Genomic DNA, 18,864 nt, shown 5'->3' on the forward strand with positions numbered 1-18,864 from the left:
CCCTACTTCATTAACTGCTGAAACGTCTTCCTGAACTTGGCCACCTTCGGCGCCACCACGAAGGCGCAATAGCCCTGCATCGGATGCTGGGCGTAATAATTCTGGTGGTACTCCTCGGCCTTGTACCAGGTCTCGGCCGGCAGCACCTGGGTGACGATCGGCGCGTCCCACACGGCCGCCATCTCCGCCATCACCTGGCGCGCCGTCGCCTCCTGCTCGGCGCCCTGCGTGAAGATCACGGAACGGTATTGCGGGCCGACGTCGTTGCCCTGGCGGTCGGGCGTGGTCGGGTCGTGGATCGTGAAGAAGATCTGCAGGATGTCGCGGTAGCTGATGACCGAGGGATCGAACTCCAGCCGCACCACTTCGGCGTGCCCCGTGGCGCCGCCGCATACCTGCTCGTAGCTCGGGTTGACGACCTGCCCGCCCATGTAGCCCGACTCCACGCGCGTGATTCCGCGCACCTCCAGGTAGACGGCCTCGACGCACCAGAAGCACCCTCCGCCGAGGATCGCCACATCGGTCGTTTTTTGCTCGCTCATTCCATACCTCGACACTGTTAGCTATGACCTCACTCTAACGTAAAGTCACTTTTTATGCAGCGGCAACATGGAGGCTGGCGGCGTCGAATGTCTCGCGATGGCATAATGAGCATGCAACTTTTCAAGGTACCGATGAACACACGCTCTCCCCGCGCCACCGAGCGCGGTTTCGACACGGCGCATTTCCGCCAGGCGCTGTCGCAATTCGCGACCGGGGTCACCGTCATCACGACGCGCCTGGCCGACGGCAGCTTCCGCGGCCTGACCGCCAGTTCGTTCAATTCCGTCTCGCTCGATCCGCCGCTGGTGCTGTGGAGCCTGGGCGCGCGCGCCAACAGCCTGCCCATCTTCAGCGGCAACTCGCACTACGTCATCAACGTGCTCGCGGCCGGCCAGGAAGAACTGGCGCTGCGCTTCTCGCGCCGCGGCGAGGATCCCTTCGCCGGCGTCGATTACCTGCTCTCGCGCACCGGCCAGCCGATCCTGAAAGGCGCGGTCGCCTGGTTCGAATGCCATAACCGCAGCCGCTATCCCGAAGGCGACCATGTGATCTTCGTGGGCGAAGTCGAGGAATGCGAAGTCGAACCGCAGCCGGCGCTGCTGTTCCACGGCGGTCGTTTCGGCGTCACCCCCTGAGGCGCACGCAGGCGCGTTACGCTAACTTCACGCTGACTGCACGCGTCCGCCCCGCCCGCCATCCGGCGAGAAATGCGCCAGCTTCCTGGAGTTTCAGGCAAGTCGCCGCCCTGCTCCCGCCCTACCATGCTCTCCACGTTCAACGCCACGCCATGTGGCACAACCTGGAGAAAACATCATGAGCAAAGTCTGGTTCATCACGGGCGCCGGCCGCGGCATCGGCGCCGACCTCGCCCGCGCGGCGCTCGCTGCCGGCGACAAGGTCGCCGCAACGGGCCGCAGCCTGGCGCAACTGCGGGATGCCTTCGGCACGGTCGACCAGGAGCGCGTCGCGCTGGTCCAGCTCGACGTCGCCAGCGAAGCGCAGGCCGCGCCCGCGATTGCCGCCGCGGTCGAACGCTTCGGCCGCATCGACGTGCTGGTCAACAACGCCGCCTACGGCCTGCTGGGACGCCTGGAAGAGGTCACGCCGGACGACATCGCGCAGCAGTTCGCGGTGAACGTGTACGGCGTCATGCACATGCTGCGTGCGGCGCTGTCGGTCCTGCGGCGCCAGCGCGGCGGGCACGTCATCAACATCGGCTCGATCGCCGGCGTCACCGGTTTCAACGGTTCCTCCGTGTATTGCGCGACCAAGTTTGCGCTGGAGGGCTTGTCGTCCTCGCTCGCGCTCGAAATCGAACCCTTCGGCATCAAGCTCACGACCGTCGAGCCGGGCTTCTTCCGTACCGGCTTCCTGGCCCCGGACTCGGTACGCTACGGCGCGAACGTCATCGACGACTATGCCGCCCACGGCAGCATCGCGCAGGCCTATGGCGCCTACAAGGGCAGGCAGCTGGGCGACCCGGTGAAGCTGGCCGCCGCCATACTCGAACTGGCCGGCATGGCCGCGCCGCCGCGCCGCTTCCTGGCCGGCAGCGATGCCGTCGCGATGGCCGAAGCGGAACTCGAAGCGCGCCGCGGCGAAATCGCGGCCATGAAGGCATTGTCGCTGTCGACCGACCACGACAATTAAGAGTGCCATGGAGGTTTTGTTTAGGCGCTCAGGCGTGGTGTATCCTGCGCCGACCATGACTGCATCGACGCCCTCCTCCGCCCCGGGACTGGCGCGCCTGGCCGCCCTGCTTGCCGCCAACGCGCCTAGCGACGATTCGTTTGCCACCTGCATTCCCGGACTGCATGCGGTGCGCGCCTCCACCCCGAGCGAGGAGCTGGTGCACGGCCTGCACCGGCCGGCGCTGTGCATCGTGGCGCAAGGCGCCAAGACCGTGATGCTGGGCGACGAGGCCTACGACTACGACCCGTCGCGCATGCTGGTCTTCTCGCTCGACCTGCCGATCGCGGCCATGATCCGGCAGGCCAGCGTGGCCGCGCCCTACCTGTCGTTCCGGCTCGATTTCGACCAGGAACGGCTGGCCGAACTGGTGCTGAAGGCCTGGCCGGACGGCGCGCCGCCGGTGCCCCAGGCGCGCGCGGTGTATGTAGCCCAGGCGAGCGAGGCGATCGTCGACGCCGCCGTGCGCCTGCTGGCGCTGGCCGCGCAGCCCGAGGATGCCGCCCTGCTGGCGCCGCTGGTGCACGACGAAATCGTGCTGCGCCTGCTGCGCGGCCCCTTCGGTACGCGCCTGGCCCAGCTGGGGCGGATCGAGTCGACCCGGGTCGGCAAGGTGGTGGCCTGGATCCGCGCCCATTACGACCAGCCGATGCGCATCGGCGAGATGGCCGCCCTGGCGCACATGAGCCCGTCGGCGCTGCACGGGCACTTCAAGTCGCTCACGTCGATGAGCCCGCTGCAGTTCCAGAAAACCCTGCGCCTGCAGGAAGCGCGCAGGTTGATGCTGTCGACCGGCATGGATGCGAACCTGGCCTGCCAGCGCGTCGGTTACGTGAGCGCCTCGCAGTTCAGTCGCGAATACGCGCGCCACTTCGGCAGCGCCCCGACGCGCGACATGATGCGCCTGCGCGAGGCCGGCCTGACGGAGGCCGTCTCGTTTTCGCAGTAGCCTCCCTGCATGGACGCACGCGGGAAAATGAAAATGGCTGTCGCAGTTAGAAAAGATGCATCGGAACGTCCTTCCTATAATCCCTTGATCCCGGAATGCCCCCGCTGCCTTCCGCCGACAAGAACCCAAGAGCGTCTAACAAAACCTACAGGGCAAGGCGCATCGTCGAAGACAGTACGAGCGTACGGCAAGACGATGCAACGCTGCCATGGAGTTTTTGTTAGACGCGCTAACCAGGACCGATCCATGACGCCATCCAATTCGCCTCGCAAGACCGCTTTCCACTGGGATGATCCGCTGCTGCTGAACAGCCAGCTCACCGACGAAGAGCGCATGGTGCGCGACGCCGCCGCCGCCTACTGCCAGGACAAGCTGCAGCCGCGCATCCTCGAGGCCTTCCGCCACGAGACCATGGACACCTCGATCTTCCGCGAGATGGGCGAACTGGGCCTGCTCGGTCCAACCATTCCCGAGCAGTACGGCGGTCCGGGCCTGAACTACGTCGCCTACGGCCTGATCGCGCGCGAAGTCGAGCGCGTCGACTCGGGCTACCGCTCGATGATGAGCGTGCAATCGTCCCTCGTCATGGTCCCGATCTACGAGTTCGGCAACGAAGCGACCAAGCAGAAATACCTGCCGAAACTGGCCACCGGCGAATGGATCGGCTGCTTCGGCCTGACCGAACCGAACCACGGCTCCGACCCGGGCTCGATGGTCACCCGCGCCCGTAAAGTGGACGGCGGCTACAGCTTGAGCGGCTCGAAAATGTGGATCACGAATTCCCCGGTCGCCGACGTGTTCGTCGTCTGGGCCAAGGACGACGAAGGCGCGATCCGCGGCTTCGTGCTGGAAAAAGGCTGGGAAGGCTTGTCGGCGCCGGCGATCCACGGCAAGTTCGGCCTGCGTTCCTCGGTCACCGGCGAAATCGTGATGGACAACGTGTTCTGCCCGGAAGAAAACGCCTTCCCCGAAGTGCGCGGCCTGAAAGGTCCGTTCACCTGCCTGAACTCGGCCCGCTACGGCATCGCCTGGGGCGCGCTGGGCGCCGCCGAAGCCTGCTGGCACACCGCGCGCCAGTACACGATGGACCGCAACCAGTTCGGCAAACCGCTGGCGGCAAACCAGCTGGTACAGAAGAAGCTGGCCGACATGCAGACCGAGATCACGCTCGGCCTGCAAGGCTGCCTGCGCCTGGGCCGCATGAAGGACGAAGGCACCGCCGCGGTCGAGATCACCTCGATCATGAAGCGCAATTCCTGCGGCAAGTCCCTGGATATCGCCCGCACCGCGCGCGACATGCTGGGCGGTAACGGCATCTCCGACGAATTCGGCATCATCCGCCACATGGTCAACCTCGAAGTGGTCAACACCTATGAGGGCACGCACGACATCCACGCCCTGATCCTGGGCCGTGCGCAGACCGGCATCGCGGCGTTCTGATCGCGCCGGCGGATGCGCAGGGCGGGCCCGACACGCGTCGGCGCCCGCCTTTTTTATTCAGCCGGCATAACGCAAACCGTATCTATCTGGCAACATCGCAAATTATTCGTAAATACGATACCGAATCTGCATAGTTTTCGCGTTACCATGTGATTAATCAATTAACCCTCCGATAGTGTTCCACCAACTCAATCGCGCGGAACATGTACTCCACTGACACTGCGGCGTCGCCAAATTCCCGGGCCCAGGGATCGTCGGCTTTATCGCTCGATCTGTTGCTCAGTAACCTGCCCGGTACGGTGTACCGCTGCCTGAACGATCCCGAGTGGACCATGGAGTTCATCAGCGCCGGCGTCGAGAAGCTGACCGGCTATCCAGCCGCGGCCTTCATCGGCGCGCATGCCCTCTCGTTTGCCAGCCTGATCCATCCCGATGACCGCGCCAAGGTGGCCGACGACACCAACGCCGCGATCCGCGATCGCCGTTCCTACCAGCTGAGCTACCGCATCACCAACGCCGCCGGCCAGATGCGCTGGGCCTGGGAGCAAGGGGCCGCCGTCTACGACGAGCGCGGCGTCGTGGTGGCGCTCGAAGGATTTATCGCCGACATCACCGTGGTGCGCCGCGCCGACATGCTGGCCCTGGAACAGGCTTCGCTGCTGGACAAGGCGCACGACGCCATCTTCGTGATGGACATGAGCACCCGCATCACCTACTGGAACCAGGGCGCCGAACGCCTGTACGGCTGGACCGCCGAGGAAGCGCGCGGCCAGCACATGCCCGACCTGCTGTGCGACGACCATAGCGCCTACAGCGAAGCCTGGCGCCAGGCGGTCGAGGAAGGCGAATGGTCGGGCGAGCTGTCCCAGCACCGGCGCGACGGCAGCCCGATGCAGGCCGACACGCGCTGGACCGTGGTGCAATCGGACCCCGTTGCCGGCGTGCCGCAGAAGATCCTGGTCATCAGCACCGACATCAGCGAACGCAAGAGCAACGAGGCGCGCATCCACCGGCTGGCCTATTTCGACGCCCTGACCGAACTGCCGAACCGCGCCAGCCTGCACGACCATTTGCGCCGCGCCCTGGTCGGCAGCGCGCGCTCGCGAAAGTTCGGCGCGCTGATGTTCTGCGACCTCGACAACTTCAAGACCCTGAACGACACCCACGGCCACGCCGCCGGCGACATGCTGCTGCAGGCGGTGGCGCGCCGGCTCGAGCACAGCGTGCGCGAAGCCGACATGGTGGCGCGCCTGGGCGGCGACGAATTCGTGATCCTGGTGCCGCCCGAGGAGGACACCCCGGACGCGGCCGCGCACCAGGCCGAGACGGTGGCGGCGAAGATCGTCGCGGCAATGGCCACGCCGTTCCAGCTGGCCGACTTCATGTACGCGGTCTCGACCAGCGTGGGCGTCACGATGATCAGCGGCGTGACCGACACCGTGGAATCGGCGCTGAAGCAGGCCGACACCGCGATGTACCAGGCCAAGGCCGCCGGGCGCAACACCTTCCGCTTCTTCGATCCGGCCATGCAGGCGGCCTGGAGCGCGCGCTCGGAACTCGAAAGCGGCCTGCGGCGCGCCCTGCGCAACCAGGAGTTCATGCTCTATTACCAGCCCCAGCTCGACGGCAACAGCCGCGTGATCGGCGCCGAGGCCCTGCTGCGCTGGCGCCTGCCCAGCGGCGAGATGCTCTACCCGACCGAGTTCATCAAGGCAGCCGAGGAAACCAGCCTGATCGTCGACATCGGCCGCTGGGTGCTGGCCACCGCCTGCGCCGAGCTGGCCGGCTGGCAGCGCAACCCGGCCACGCAACACCTGTCGCTGTCGGTCAACGTCAGCGCGCGCCAGTTCGTCGAGCCCGACTTCGTCGCGATGACCCAGGAGATTTTGGCGGCCACCGGCGTCGATCCGCACGGCCTGAAGTTCGAGCTGACCGAGACCCTGGTCGTCACCGATTTCACGCACACGGTGCAGACCATGGAAACCCTGCGCCGGCTCGGCATCACCTTCTCGCTGGACGACTTCGGCACCGGCTATTCCTCGCTGGCCTACCTGCGCAAGCTGCCGCTGGACCAGCTGAAGATCGATTACTCGTTCATGCGCGACGTCCTCACCGACCGCAACGACGCCTCCATCGTGCGCTCGATCATCGCCCTCGGCGGCAGCCTGGGCCTGCAGGTAATCGCCGAAGGCGTCGAGACCCCGGGCCAGCACGCCTTCCTGTCCGAAGCCGGCTGCCACGGCTTCCAGGGCTACCTCTACGAACGCGCCCTCAGCGGCGAACGTTTTACGCGCTACGTGGCCGGCGTGCATTGACAACACGGCGCGGCCACCTTCATCCACTCGCGCGCGGACGAAAAAAAGCCGGCAGGGCTGACGCCGTGCCGGCCGGTCGCGGCCAGTGCCGCTTTATGCTTAGAACTTGTAGCCGACAGCCAGGATGACCGAGACCGGATCCAGTTTCATCTTCTGGGTCTGGCCGGTCGAGAAGTTCGCCACGGTGCGCAGGCGGGTCTTGTTGACGGTCATGTCGACGAACCAGCGCTCGTTCAGGTTCGTCACCAGGCCAACCTGACCGGTGTAGGTGAACTTGTTGTCGATGCTCAGGGTCGTTGCCGGGCCGCCCGGGTTGGTCAGCGCGGTCAGCTTGCCCGAACCGCGTTCCTTCATGAAGTAGGCGTAGGTTGCGCCGAGGCCGACATACGGACGGAAGGTCGCGCTCGGATCGAAGAAGCGGTATTGCAGCAGGGCGATCGCCGGCAATGCCTCGACCGTGGCCAGCTCGCCGGTGCCCTGGATCGAGCCCGCGCCCTTGATCTTGTGCTTGTACGGGGTGCCCAGCGCCACTTCGGCCGAGATGTTGTTGGTCAGGCCGTAGGCGAAGATCAGCACCGGCTGGATGTCGCGGTCGACCGATGCCTTGGTGAACGGCAGGGCCGGACCGCTCAGGTCGCCACTTTCGACTTTCGGGGTCAGCTGGTTGAAGCCGAATTTCGCGGTCAACTGGCCGGCCGACTGCGCCGAAGCGCCGCTTGCGCAAGCCAGCGCGGCGGCAGCCACGGCCATTTTCACGACGCTATTGAAACGTACTTTCATTATTTCTCCTGATTCTTATAAGAGCTGCAGGGCCCGCCTGTCGACAGGCGGGCGCGCAGGCGAGCTTTGTTCTCGCTTTATTCCTGGATTACAGCCAGCCCTTGACAGCCATGTCCTTCAGGACATAACGAGCCACCAGCCAGTACTCGTACGGGGTCGGGTGGATCGTGTCGGCGTACATGTAGGTTGCCGCATCGCCGGCGACCAGGGTGTTGGTCGTGCACAGCAGCGAGGTGTCCTTGGTCTTGGTCAGGTCGCAGGCCGGGGTCGTGACGTTGGTCAGGCCGTAGATTTCCTTGGTGCGCGGATTGGTCATCTGGTCCTTGCTGATGGTGTACAGGTCGACGTACAGGACGTTCGCGTTGTACTTCGGATCCAGGTTCGCCTTCAGCTGCGCGTTGAAGGTGTTGACCATGGTGTCGATCAGCGGCTGCAGGGCCGGCTGGGCGCGGCCCGACGGGGTGTTCGCCACGTCCGGCAGGTTGTTCACGATGACGTATTTCGCGCCTTTCGCGACGAGCTGGTTGACCAGCGCCGCTTTCTCCGCACCGGCCCGGCCGAGTTCGCCGACCAGGGTCTGGGCATTGGCCGCGGCGTACTCGCCGGCGGCCTTGGTGCCGGCAGCCTGGGCGTCGGCAGCGGCCTTGGTGGCGGCGGCGACAGCGTCGGCCTGGGTCGCGCCGTTCATGACGGCGGCGGTGACGGCGGCGTTGACGATCGCGGTCTGGCCGTTCGCAGCGTTCTGCTGGACCGCCGCGCCGATCGCCTGCGCCGATGCCGGGTTCTTGGTGGCAGCGACCAGGCCGGCGATCAGCAGCGATGGGAAGGCTTGCTGGCCGGCGCGGGTGCCGGCGGCGCTGACCGCAGCCAGCTGCATCAGGACGTCGTTGCCGCCCGCCATGATGGTGACCAGCTCGGTGCCCTTGAAGGAGCCGCCGACCTTGGCCAGGTGGTTCTGGATCTGGGTCACGACCGGCACCGTCATTTCGCCGAATTCAGGCTTGTTGGCCTTGTTGCCGGCGCCAATAGGATTGGTCACGCGCGCGCCGCCCTGGGCGTAGTTGTAGCAGTTGACGTTGTTGACGATCGGCACGTTGAAGCCTGGAGCCGTGCCTTCCAGGCCGGTCTGGGCCGCACACGGGGCAGGCAGGCGCAGCTCGGCGGCCAGCACTTCCGTCCAGTTCAGGCCGGTCAGGGCCGGATTCTTCGCGGTGTCCACGCCATTGATGGTGAAGCGGCCGCCACCGGCCGCCTTCACGGCGCCGACGTTGTAGGAACCGACGTCCGACAGGCTGTCGCCGAACGTGACTTGCTGACTGAAAGTAATCGGGTGCGATTGGTCGCCACCGCTGCTACCGGTGCCGCCGCATGCGGCGAGCGCAGCCGCGGTCAGCAGCGCAAGCGCGAAATTCTTTGGTTCATCGCACTTTGCCGGGGAACGCATCCTTGATTTTCAGGAAGAAGTAGGATGCGTCCCGAAAACCGTAGGCCATGCGCTTGATGACCTTGATGCGGTTGTTGACGCCTTCAAGGATCGATGAGCTCATCGGATAGATGGCTGATGCCAGGATGCCGCGGCGATATTTGGCCAGGCGTTTGGCAAACTGGATCAGCGGTGCGATCTGGCTTTGCAAGGCGAGCTTGAGCCAGGCTTTCCACCGCCGGGCACCGTCCCGGACTGATGGCGCATACCAGATTTCCTTCAGCTCGGTCTTGAGCAGGTAAACCGTTGCCAAGGGCTGGTTGGCAGCCAACAGCTCTTCGAGCTTGACGGCCTGCTCGGCCTTGAGGTTGTCACGATTGCGCAGTAACAGCCAGCGACTGCGCTTGATGACCTGGCGGGCTTTTGGTTCGGCACGCAAGGCATTGGCCTGGTCGACACGAACCCGGTCGACCACTTCGCGACCGAAGCGCGCCACCACATGAAACAGGTCGTAGACGACTTCTGCGTTTGGACATTGCTGGCGAACTTCGAGGTCCATGGCCGTGTTCATATCCATGGCAACGGCTTCGATCCGCTGGCAGCCTTCCTCTCCCAGCAACTCGAAGAACGGCCGAATCGCTTCCCGGCTATTGCCTTCTCCCACCCATAGCACCCGCATTCGTTCGGCATCCAGGGCGACAGTGGCGTACCGGTGCCCCTTGTGCAGGGCGAATTCGTCCATGACCAAGCGCCGTACGCCTTCTGCCGAGAAGCCACCATGCAGGTGCTGCAAGCGCCGATGATCGATGTCCTTGATGGTATGCCAGTGCAGGCCGGTCAACCGGGCCACATGGGCTATCGGAAGCAGCTGTGCCAGCGCCTCCACCCAGAGGCGCACGCGGTGCGTGATGCGCGCCCGGCGGTCGAGCCAAACAATGTGCTCGGCTACCCGTGCGTCGCAGTGATGGCAGTCCAGTCGCCGCACCGGCACATCGAGCCAGACACGCCTATCCAGAATGTCGCGGTCACGCACCTTACGCCTTCGGCACTCATGAACCAGAGCGCAAGGCTGGCGGCATGCCCCGCACAAAGCTTCGCTTGAAGGGCTGGTATCGAGAACGATTAACAGCGACCCGTCCTCTTGTTCGTGGACGGCATCGACAATATGGCCTTCCCAAAACGGGACAGACGGCATAGCATTGAGCATGGCGGTGGTTTGACAGACTGATTTGTTTGGCGACTATCAATCTACCAACATCAGACCTCCGCCACCACCTCCTGCTCAGTTCGTCAATCCCGTCTTCCCCCATTCCCCGCGAAGAACCAATTCTTTTGACGCATTGTGTCTCCTAAGGGGAAAGGATGTTTTTTCTTTGAAACGAAACGAACGCCCGTGCTATTCGTGCCCTAACTAATATGCCAGTCTTCTTGCCGCTTGTATATATACCAATTGTCACGGCGTCGGCCGAAGACAACAGTATGCAACGATAAAGTGCTGGCAACGGTCTTGATTATATCAAGCATTAATGCTTGTTATATGTCAAAAGGAAAGGTGTGGGTTGGGAGGGGTGATCGGGAGGGTCGAGTGTGGAGGGAATGCGACGCCCAAGCAAGAAATTCGCGGGATGAATGCGATCTGCATAGGCGCCTGTGCCTGCGCGGTGTGACCTCTTGAAGCCCGCATCAGCGTTTGATGCCGCGGGTTCGCCGGTGGTGAGCGGCGTGGGCTCGAGAGACTACGCCGGCCGCGCGCCCTACGAAACGAGGAAATGCAGCGTTCGGGCTTTTGTAGGGTGGACACCTGTGTCCACGCGGTTTGACCGCTTGAAAATCGCACCAGCGTTTGATGCCGCGGGTTCGCCGGCGGTGAGACTGCGTGGGCACAGGTGCCCACCCTGCGACCTGCAGCGTTGAGGATTTTGTAGGGTGGACACTTGTGTCCACGGGGATCGACCTCGCGAAGACCGCACAATCGATTCATGCCGCGGATTTGCCGAGGGTGAGACAGCGTGGACACAGGTGTCCACCCTACGACAACCTGAACAGCCCTACGCTGCGCGACGCGCTTACACGCCGGCGTCGCGGTTGAGCAGGCCGTGCACGATGCCGGTCGAGCCGTGGGCGGCGCGGCGCAGGCGGTCGTTGACGCCGAGCCAGGCGCCGCCTTGCGGCGGGGCCTCGACCAGGATCACGTCGGCGCCCTTGCCGTCCATCGCGCGCAGCGCCGCGTACAGGGCGTGGGCGAAACCTTCCGGCGTGGCCGGCAGGCGCTCGCCGGCGTGTGTCGGCGGCAGGTCCGAGTAATGGATCAGCGCGACCTTGCGCCCCGCATCGTGCAGGCGGACCAGGGTCTGCGCCAGGCTGGCCGTGTCCTGCATCGCCACCGGCGTGTGCGGCGCGTAGTGCGATTCCAGCGTGCCGGAAGCACGCGGGGCGGCCGCGTCCGGTGCGCCCGGCAGCTGGTCGATGACCGCCGCGATCGCTTCCGCGCTCACGTGGCCGGGGCGCAGCAGCACCGGGCCGTGGGTCGCCAGGCGCGACAAATCGACAATGGTCGACTCGATCCCGACCTGGGCGGCGCCGCCGTCGAGCACCATGGCGACGGTGCCGTCGGCGCCGAATTCGTCGCGCACGTGCTCGGCCAGCGTCGGGCTGACGTGGCCGAACTTGTTCGCCGAAGGCGCGGCCACCCCGCCCTGCCCGCCCTTGAAGGCGCGCAGCAGCGCAATGGCCACCGGGTGCGACGGGCAGCGCAGGCCGACGGTGTCCTGGCCGCCGCTGACGGCATCGGGAATGTTCGGCGCGCGTTTCAGGATCATGGTCAGCGGACCGGGCCAGAAGGCCTCGGCCAGCGCATGCGCCTGCGGCGGAATCTCGCAGGCCCAGTGCCCGATGTCAGCTTCCGGCGCCAGGTGCACGATCACCGGGTGATCCTGCGGGCGGCCCTTGGCGGCGTAGATGGCGGCGACCGCCGCCGGGTTCTCGGCATCGGCCCCGAGGCCATAGACGGTCTCGGTCGGGAAGCCGACCAGCTGGCCCGCTTCGAGCGCGCGCGCGCCCGCTTCGATGGCGGCCTGGTCGATGCTTGCTTCGTTCATGCTCACGGCGCGATCCCCAGGATGGCGCAGGCGGCCTGCAATTGCTGCTGGGCATCAAGCAGGGTCGGGGCAACAAACGTCACGTGCCCCATCTTGCGCCCGCGGCGCGGATCGTCCTTGCCGTACAGGTGCAGGAAAGCGCCCGGCAGCGCCAGCACGCGGTCCCAGGCGGGCTCGCGCGGCTTGTCGTCCGCACTGTCGCCGTCGAACCAGACGTCGCCCAGGATATTGAGCATCACGGCCGGCGAATGCTGACGTACATCGCCCAGTGGCAGCCGCGCCATCGCCCGCACCTGCTGGGCGAACTGGCTGGTGACGCAGGCGTCGATCGTGTAGTGGCCGCTGTTGTGCGGACGCGGCGCCATCTCGTTGACGACCAGCGAGCCGTCTTCCAGCACGAAGAACTCGATGCACAGCACGCCGACGTAGCCGAGCTGGGCCACGATGGCGCGCGCTGCATCCTGCGCCTTGCGGGCGCATTCGGCGGAGACGTTCGGTCCCGGCACGGTGGTGGTGAACAGGATGCTGTCGCGGTGCACGTTCTCGGCGATCGGATAGACCACCGATGCGCCATCGAAGCCGCGCGCGGTCAGCACCGAGACCTCATAGGCCAGCGGCAGCATCTTCTCGAGCAGGCAGGTCACCTGGCCCATGGCTTCGAAGGCGGCGCGCACGTCCTCGCGGCTTTTCACTCGCACCTGGCCCTTGCCGTCGTAGCCCATGCGCACGGTTTTGAGGATGCCGGGCAGCAGCTCGTCGCCGATGGCCTCGACGTCCTCGAACGATGCGATCACCTTGTGCGGCGCCGGCATCACGCCCGATTGCGGTGCGCAGTCGACAAAGAAACGCTTTTCCAGCACGCGGTCCTGGGCGATCGCCACGCAATTGCCGCCGGGGGCGACGAAGCTGCCCTGGGCCAGCAGGTTCATGCTGTCGGCCGGGACGTTCTCGAACTCGGTGGTGACGGCGCTGCACAGGGCGGCCAACTGGCCCAGCGCGACGCTGTCGGTGTAGTCGGCGTTGACCAGGCGCTCGGCCACCTGCCCCGCGGGGCAGTCAAGCGAGGGCTCGAGCACGGCGACCTTGTAGCCCATCGCCTGTGCGGCGTGGGCGAACATGCGGCCGAGCTGGCCGCCTCCCATCACGCCCAGCCAGGTCGGCGGATTGGCGCTTGGGAGAAAGGGAGGATGCTGGGTATTACTCATCACGATTCAACTTAAGCTTCAGACAGGCAGGACCATCGCCTGGGCGGCGGCGGTCTGGTCCTTGCGGAACTGTTCCAGCTGCGCGGCCAGGGCGTCGTCGTTGGCGGCGATCATGGCGACCGCGGTCAGCGCGGCATTCGCGGCGCCGGCTTCGCCGATGGCGAAGGTCGATACCGGCACGCCTTTCGGCATCTGCACGATCGACAGCAGGGAATCCTCGCCGCGCAGGTACTTCGAGGGCACCGGCACGCCCAGCACCGGCACGATGGTCTTGGCCGCCACCATGCCCGGCAGGTGGGCTGCCCCACCGGCGCCGGCAATGATGGCGCGCAGGCCGCGCGAACGTGCGCTCTCGGCATACGCGAACATCTCGTCCGGCATGCGGTGCGCCGAGATCACCTGCGCTTCGAACGGCACGCCGAACTGTTTCAGTACGTCGACCGCGTTCTTCATCACGTCCCAGTCCGAGGACGAACCCATGATGACGCCGACCAGCGGCTTGTTCACTGCTTGATCCGTCATCTTATACCTTCAGCTTTTCGCCGGTCAGGCGTTCGATGGCTTCGAAATACTTGACCTGGGTCTTCGCGATCACGTCCTGCGGCAGGGCCGGGGCCGGTGCGGTCTTGTTCCAGTCGCTCAGGGTTTCCAGGTAGTCGCGCACGAACTGCTTGTCGAAACTCGGCGGCGACATGTCCGGCGCATAGGAGTCGGCCGGCCAGAAGCGCGAGGAGTCGGCGGTCAGGACTTCGTCCATCAGGTGCAGCACGCCGTTGTCGTCCAGGCCGAACTCGAACTTGGTGTCGGCGATGATGATGCCTTTCGTGGCGGCGTATTCAGCGGCGGCGGTGTAAAGGGCGATCGAAACCTCGCGCATCTTGTTCGCGAGTTCCGAACCGATGCGCTGCTCCATGTCGGCGAACGAGATGTTCTCGTCGTGCTCGCCGATGTCGGCCTTCGCGGCCGGCGTGAACAGCGGTTCCGGCAGTTTGTCGGCCTGGCGCAGGCCGGCGGGCAGTTCGATGCCGCAGATCTTGCCGCTTTGCTGATAGTCCTTCCAGCCCGAACCGATGATGTAGCCGCGCACGACGGCTTCGACCAGGATCGGTTTCAAGCGCTTGGCGACGACGGCACGGCCGCGCACCTGCTCGACTTCCTCGGGCGCCACGACGCTTTCCGGCGCCACGCCGGTCAGGTGGTTCGGCACGATGTGGCCGAGTTTCTCGAACCAGAAGTCGCTCATCTGGTTCAGCACCATGCCCTTGCCGGGGATCGGTTCGTTCATGACGACGTCGAAGGCCGACAGGCGGTCGGTGGTGACGATCAGGATCTTGTCGTCGCCGACGGCGTAGTTGTCGCGCACTTTGCCGCGGCCGAGCAGTGGCAGGGACTGGATCGTGGATTGGTAGAGGCTGTTCATAGAAGGGCAATCAGGGGGTACAAACTAAGCGGACCCGGCAGGCCGGCAAACGCCGCCCGCCGGAAAGAAACGCGGGCTGCCGCAGCAGCCCGTTCCAAACGCAATTTTACTTGACGACCTGCGCCAGCTCGCCGGCCTTGTAACGCTCGGCCATCTTTTCCAGCGGGATCGGCTTGATCTTCGCAGCCATGCCTTCGCAGCCGAAGGACAGGTAGCGCGCCTTGCAGACCTCGGTCGCGGCTTCGCGCGCCGGCTTCAGGTAGTCGCGCGGGTCGAACTTCGACGGGTTCTGGAACATGTACTTGCGGATCGCCGCGGTCATGGCCAGGCGGATGTCGGTGTCGATGTTGATCTTGCGGACACCGTGCTTGATGCCTTCCTGGATCTCTTCGACCGGCACGCCGTAGGTCTCTTTCATGTCGCCGCCGAATTCGCGGATGATGGCCAGCAGTTCCTGCGGCACCGACGACGAGCCGTGCATCACCAGGTGGGTGTTCGGGATGCGGGCGTGGATTTCCTTGATGCGGTCGATCGCCAGGATGTCGCCGGTCGGCTTGCGGGTGAATTTGTAGGCGCCGTGCGAGGTGCCGATGGCAATCGCCAAGGCATCGCACTGGGTGCGTGCCACGAAATCAGCCGCCTGGTCGACGTCGGTCAGCAGCTGCTCGCGGGTCATGGTGCCGTCGGCGCCGTGACCGTCTTCCTTGTCGCCCTTCATGGTTTCCAGCGAACCGAGCACGCCCAGTTCGGCTTCCACCGTCACGCCGATCGAGTGCGCGAACTTCACGACTTCTTTCGACACTTCGACGTTGTATTCGTAGGAAGCAACCGACTTGCCGTCGGCTTCCAGCGAACCGTCCATCATCACCGAGCTGAAGCCCGAACGGATCGCGGCCATGCAGACCGCCGGCGACTGGCCGTGGTCCTGGTGCATGACGACCGGGATGTGCGGATAGGCTTCGACGGCGGCGTCGATCAGGTGGCGCAGGAAGGCTTCGCCGGCGTACTTGCGCGCGCCTGCGGAGGCCTGCATGATCACCGGCGAACCGGTGGCATCGGCCGCGGCCATGATGGCCTGCACCTGCTCCAGGTTGTTGACGTTAAACGCCGGCAGGCCGTAGCCGTTTTCGGCGGCGTGGTCCAGCAATTGACGCAGTGATACGAGTGCCATGGTTAGTACTCCAAGCAATAAAAAAAACCTGTTCAAGAGCTTCGACAACGCGAAGCATCCATTTAATCCTTATAAGTCTCGCCGACGCGCACGATCTTGAGCGCGTTGGTGCCGCCGGCCTCGCCCATCGGCGAACCCCAGGTCACGACGATGGTGTCGCCAGGGTTCACCATGCCCTCCTTGATCAGGAGCTCTTCCGCCTTGCGCAGCACCGCGTGGCTGCCGCCTTCCTGCAGCAGGTGGAATGCTCGCACGTTCCGGTACAGCGAAGCCTTGCGCTGCGTCGTTTGTGACGGGGTCAGGGCAAAAATCGGGGTGTCGATGTTATGACGGCTCATCCACAGCGCGGTCGAGCCCGATTCGGTCAGGGCGACGATCGCCTTCACCGCCAGGTGGTGCGCGGTGAACAGCGTGCCGTAGGCGATCGACTGGTCGATGCGGGTGAACTCCACGTTCAGGAAGTCGGCGTCGAGCTTGTTGTATTCCGACTGTTCCGCTTCCAGGCAGATCGCGGCCATCATCTCGACAGTTTCGACCGGGTACTTGCCCGATGCGGTCTCGGCCGAGGTCATGACGGCGTCGGTGCCGTCCAGAACGGCGTTGGCCACGTCGGACACTTCGGCGCGGGTCGGCACGGCGTTGACGATCATCGACTCCATCATCTGGGTCGCGGTGATCGCCAGCTTGTTCGAGGCGCGCGCCATGCGGATCATGCGCTTTTGCAGCGCCGGCACGGCGGCATTGCCCACTTCCACCGCCAGGTCGCCGCGCGCGACCATGATGCCATCCGAGGCGTCGAGGATTTCCTGCAGCACGGGAATGGCTTCGGCGCGCTCGATCTTGGCGATCATCATCGGCTTGTGGCCATACGGCTCGCCGGCGATGTTGGCCAGCTGGCGCGCCATCTCCATGTCGGTCGCGCTCTTCGGGAAGGAAATGGCGAGGTAGTCGGCCTGGAAGCTCATCGCGGTCTTGATGTCTTCCATGTCCTTCGCGGTCAGCGCCGGCGCGGTCAGGCCGCCGCCCATGCGGTTGATGCCCTTGTTGTTCGACAGCTCGCCGCCGACCTTTACCGTGGTGCAGATCTCGTGGCCGATGACGCGGTCGACGACGAGGACGATCAGGCCGTCGTTGAGCAGCAGCTTGTCGCCCGGCTTGACGTCGCGCGGCAGCGCCTTGTAGTCGAGGCCGACGCGCTCCTGGTTGCCCAGCTCGCCGTTTTCTCCCCATTTGGCGTCGAGGATGAACTTGTCGCCATTGTTCAGGAAGATCTTGCCCTCTTCAAACTTGCCAACGCGGATCTTCGGACCCTGCATGTCGGCCATGATCGCCACTTCGGTGCCGCACTCGGCGGCAGCGCGGCGCACCAGCGCGGCGCGGTCGATGTGGTCCTGCGCCTTACCGTGCGAAAAATTCAGGCGCACGACGTCGACGCCGGCGCGGATCATTTTCACGAGGATGTCGAAGTCGGTCGAGGCAGGGCCGATGGTGGCAACGATCTTGGTCGCGTTGTACAGAGGGCGCATGTGCTGAAATCCTTGATTCTGAAAAGAGAAGCGCAGCCCCGGGGGCTGCGCTGTGCTACTCGTTACTGGGCCTGACGCTGGAGCAGGATCTCGACTGCCGGCAGGGTCTTCCCTTCGAGGAATTCGAGGAAGGCGCCGCCGCCGGTGGAGATGTAGCCGATCTTGTCGCCGATGTCGTACTTGGCGATCGCGGCCAGGGTGTCGCCGCCGCCGGCGATCGAGAAGCCCTTCGAATCGGCAATCGCCATCGCAAGCGTCTTGGTGCCTTCGGCGAACTGGTCGAACTCGAACACGCCGACCGGGCCGTTCCAGACGATGGTGCCGGCCTTGGCCACCTGCTCGGCCAGCATGGCGGCGGTCTTCGGGCCGATGTCGAGGATCATGTCGTCGTCCGCCACGTCGGCCACGTCCTTGACGGTGGCAGCCGCGGTCGGGCTGAATTCCTTGGCACAGACCACGTCCACGGGAATAGGCACCGAGGCGCCGCGCGCGCTCATCATGTCGATGATGGATTTCGCTTCATTGACCAGGTCGTTCTCCGCCAGCGACTTGCCGATGTTCAGGCCGACGGCCTTCATGAAGGTGTTGGCGATGCCGCCGCCGACGATCAGGTTGTCGACCTTGCCGGCCAGGCTCTGCAGGATCGACAGCTTGGTCGAGACCTTGGAGCCGGCGACGATCGCCAGCAGCGGCCGCTGCGGCTGGCCGAGGGCCTTGCCCAGCGCATCGAGTTCGGCCGCCAGCAGCGGACCTGCCGCGACGACCGGTGCGAATTTCGCGATGCCGTGGGTGGTCGCTTCCGCGCGGTGGGCGGTGCCGAAGGCGTCGTTCACGTAGACGTCGCACAGCTTGGCCATCTTCCGGGCCAGCTCATCCGAATTCTTCTTTTCGCCCTTGTTGACGCGGCAGTTCTCCAGCAGCACGACCTGGCCCGGCGCCACATCCACGCCATCGACCCAGTCCTGCTTCAGTTCGACCGGCTGGCCGAGCAGCTCGGACAGGCGCTTGCCGACCGGCGCCAGGCTGTCTTCCTGCTTGAATTCGCCCTCGGTCGGACGGCCCAGGTGCGAGGTCACCATCACGGCGGCGCCGGCCTTCAAGGCGGCCTGGATCGCCGGGACCGAGGCGCGGATGCGCGTGTCTTCGGTGATGTTGCCGGCGTCATCCTGCGGCACGTTCAGGTCGGCGCGGATGAAGACACGCTTGTTTTTCAGCGCATCGCGGTCGATCAGGTCTTGCAAGCGGGTGAAACTGAGAACGGCGTCCATGGCGACTCAACAGTGAAATAGTGAAAAAACGTTATTC

The 18,864-nt window shown here is 65.0% G+C and carries 16 protein-coding genes; 5 read left to right on the forward strand and 11 right to left on the reverse strand.

What is annotated here, in order from left to right:
- Window positions 1-2: 2 nt before the first annotated feature.
- Complete coding sequence (msrA, locus tag ACFOPH_RS16240; RefSeq protein ID WP_312554044.1) at window positions 3-542, reverse strand: peptide-methionine (S)-S-oxide reductase MsrA; 540 nt, start codon at window positions 540-542, stop codon at window positions 3-5.
- 132 nt (window positions 543-674) lie between these two features.
- Here msrA and ACFOPH_RS16245 point away from each other — a divergent pair, with 132 nt between their 5' ends.
- From ACFOPH_RS16245 to ACFOPH_RS16265, 5 genes are all read left to right on the forward strand, one after another.
- Window positions 675-1,178, forward strand: coding sequence for a flavin reductase family protein (locus tag ACFOPH_RS16245; RefSeq protein WP_379736419.1), 504 nt, complete (start codon window positions 675-677; stop codon window positions 1,176-1,178).
- 178 nt (window positions 1,179-1,356) lie between these two features.
- Window positions 1,357-2,193 (forward strand): SDR family NAD(P)-dependent oxidoreductase, encoded by an 837-nt coding sequence (locus ACFOPH_RS16250; protein ID WP_379736421.1) that lies wholly within the window; start codon window positions 1,357-1,359, stop codon window positions 2,191-2,193.
- Between the two features lie 55 nt (window positions 2,194-2,248).
- Window positions 2,249-3,181 carry an AraC family transcriptional regulator gene (locus ACFOPH_RS16255; protein ID WP_379736423.1) on the forward strand — a complete coding sequence of 311 codons (933 nt, stop codon included), beginning with the start codon at window positions 2,249-2,251 and terminating at the stop codon, window positions 3,179-3,181.
- Between the two features lie 246 nt (window positions 3,182-3,427).
- Window positions 3,428-4,621: an acyl-CoA dehydrogenase gene (locus tag ACFOPH_RS16260; protein ID WP_379736425.1), complete on the forward strand. Its 1,194-nt coding sequence runs from the start codon at window positions 3,428-3,430 to the stop codon at window positions 4,619-4,621.
- 275 nt (window positions 4,622-4,896) lie between these two features.
- Window positions 4,897-6,936, forward strand: coding sequence for a putative bifunctional diguanylate cyclase/phosphodiesterase (locus tag ACFOPH_RS16265; protein ID WP_312548604.1), 2,040 nt, complete (start codon window positions 4,897-4,899; stop codon window positions 6,934-6,936).
- Between the two features lie 99 nt (window positions 6,937-7,035).
- Here ACFOPH_RS16265 and ACFOPH_RS16270 read toward each other — a convergent pair whose 3' ends face one another.
- The 10 genes from ACFOPH_RS16270 to ACFOPH_RS16315 form a co-directional block, all read right to left on the reverse strand.
- Window positions 7,036-7,716, reverse strand: coding sequence for an OmpW/AlkL family protein (locus ACFOPH_RS16270; protein WP_312548605.1), 681 nt, complete (start codon window positions 7,714-7,716; stop codon window positions 7,036-7,038).
- A gap of 88 nt (window positions 7,717-7,804) precedes the next feature.
- Complete coding sequence (locus ACFOPH_RS16275) at window positions 7,805-9,160, reverse strand: SGNH/GDSL hydrolase family protein (RefSeq protein ID WP_379736428.1); 1,356 nt, start codon at window positions 9,158-9,160, stop codon at window positions 7,805-7,807.
- A complete protein-coding gene (locus ACFOPH_RS16280) occupies window positions 9,135-10,346 on the reverse strand; it encodes an ISL3 family transposase (protein ID WP_379733102.1) in 1,212 nt (403 codons plus the stop codon). Before ACFOPH_RS16280 ends, ACFOPH_RS16275 begins: the two co-directional genes overlap by 26 nt.
- An 859-nt stretch (window positions 10,347-11,205) precedes the next feature.
- Entirely contained in the window at window positions 11,206-12,237 is a 1,032-nt protein-coding gene (locus ACFOPH_RS16285) for an L-threonylcarbamoyladenylate synthase (protein WP_312548608.1), read from the reverse strand.
- Window positions 12,238-12,239: 2 nt separating this feature from the next.
- Window positions 12,240-13,442, reverse strand: coding sequence for a 5-(carboxyamino)imidazole ribonucleotide synthase (locus ACFOPH_RS16290; RefSeq protein ID WP_312548610.1), 1,203 nt, complete (start codon window positions 13,440-13,442; stop codon window positions 12,240-12,242).
- An 18-nt stretch (window positions 13,443-13,460) separates the two neighbouring features.
- Window positions 13,461-13,964, reverse strand: a complete 504-nt coding sequence (gene purE / locus ACFOPH_RS16295) for a 5-(carboxyamino)imidazole ribonucleotide mutase (RefSeq protein ID WP_312548612.1) — start codon at window positions 13,962-13,964, stop codon at window positions 13,461-13,463.
- A 1-nt stretch (window position 13,965) separates the two neighbouring features.
- Complete coding sequence (locus ACFOPH_RS16300; protein WP_379736431.1) at window positions 13,966-14,862, reverse strand: phosphoribosylaminoimidazolesuccinocarboxamide synthase; 897 nt, start codon at window positions 14,860-14,862, stop codon at window positions 13,966-13,968.
- Between the two features lie 106 nt (window positions 14,863-14,968).
- Entirely contained in the window at window positions 14,969-16,033 is a 1,065-nt protein-coding gene (gene fba, locus ACFOPH_RS16305) for a class II fructose-bisphosphate aldolase (RefSeq protein WP_312548614.1), read from the reverse strand.
- 62 nt (window positions 16,034-16,095) lie between these two features.
- Window positions 16,096-17,550, reverse strand: a complete 1,455-nt coding sequence (pyk, locus tag ACFOPH_RS16310; protein WP_312548651.1) for a pyruvate kinase — start codon at window positions 17,548-17,550, stop codon at window positions 16,096-16,098.
- A 71-nt stretch (window positions 17,551-17,621) separates the two neighbouring features.
- Window positions 17,622-18,827, reverse strand: a complete 1,206-nt coding sequence (locus ACFOPH_RS16315) for a phosphoglycerate kinase (RefSeq protein WP_312548615.1) — start codon at window positions 18,825-18,827, stop codon at window positions 17,622-17,624.
- Window positions 18,828-18,864: the final 37 nt, after the last annotated feature.

Origin of the sequence: Massilia haematophila, assembly GCF_042647645.1 — a bacterium.
Lineage (GTDB): Bacteria > Pseudomonadota > Gammaproteobacteria > Burkholderiales > Burkholderiaceae_D > Telluria > Telluria haematophila.

Coding starts and splice junctions, on each gene's coding strand:
- ACFOPH_RS16280 (WP_379733102.1), bottom strand. CDS start 10,346: ATGCTCAATGCTATGCCGTCTGTCCCGTTTTGGGAAGGCCATATTGTC.
- msrA (WP_312554044.1), bottom strand. CDS start 542: ATGAGCGAGCAAAAAACGACCGATGTGGCGATCCTCGGCGGAGGGTGC.
- ACFOPH_RS16250 (WP_379736421.1), top strand. CDS start 1,357: ATGAGCAAAGTCTGGTTCATCACGGGCGCCGGCCGCGGCATCGGCGCC.
- ACFOPH_RS16285 (WP_312548608.1), bottom strand. CDS start 12,237: ATGAACGAAGCAAGCATCGACCAGGCCGCCATCGAAGCGGGCGCGCGC.
- purE (WP_312548612.1), bottom strand. CDS start 13,964: ATGACGGATCAAGCAGTGAACAAGCCGCTGGTCGGCGTCATCATGGGT.
- fba (WP_312548614.1), bottom strand. CDS start 16,033: ATGGCACTCGTATCACTGCGTCAATTGCTGGACCACGCCGCCGAAAAC.
- ACFOPH_RS16255 (WP_379736423.1), top strand. CDS start 2,249: ATGACTGCATCGACGCCCTCCTCCGCCCCGGGACTGGCGCGCCTGGCC.
- ACFOPH_RS16300 (WP_379736431.1), bottom strand. CDS start 14,862: ATGAACAGCCTCTACCAATCCACGATCCAGTCCCTGCCACTGCTCGGC.
- ACFOPH_RS16290 (WP_312548610.1), bottom strand. CDS start 13,442: ATGAGTAATACCCAGCATCCTCCCTTTCTCCCAAGCGCCAATCCGCCG.
- ACFOPH_RS16270 (WP_312548605.1), bottom strand. CDS start 7,716: ATGAAAGTACGTTTCAATAGCGTCGTGAAAATGGCCGTGGCTGCCGCC.
- ACFOPH_RS16315 (WP_312548615.1), bottom strand. CDS start 18,827: ATGGACGCCGTTCTCAGTTTCACCCGCTTGCAAGACCTGATCGACCGC.
- ACFOPH_RS16260 (WP_379736425.1), top strand. CDS start 3,428: ATGACGCCATCCAATTCGCCTCGCAAGACCGCTTTCCACTGGGATGAT.
- ACFOPH_RS16245 (WP_379736419.1), top strand. CDS start 675: ATGAACACACGCTCTCCCCGCGCCACCGAGCGCGGTTTCGACACGGCG.
- ACFOPH_RS16275 (WP_379736428.1), bottom strand. CDS start 9,160: ATGCGTTCCCCGGCAAAGTGCGATGAACCAAAGAATTTCGCGCTTGCG.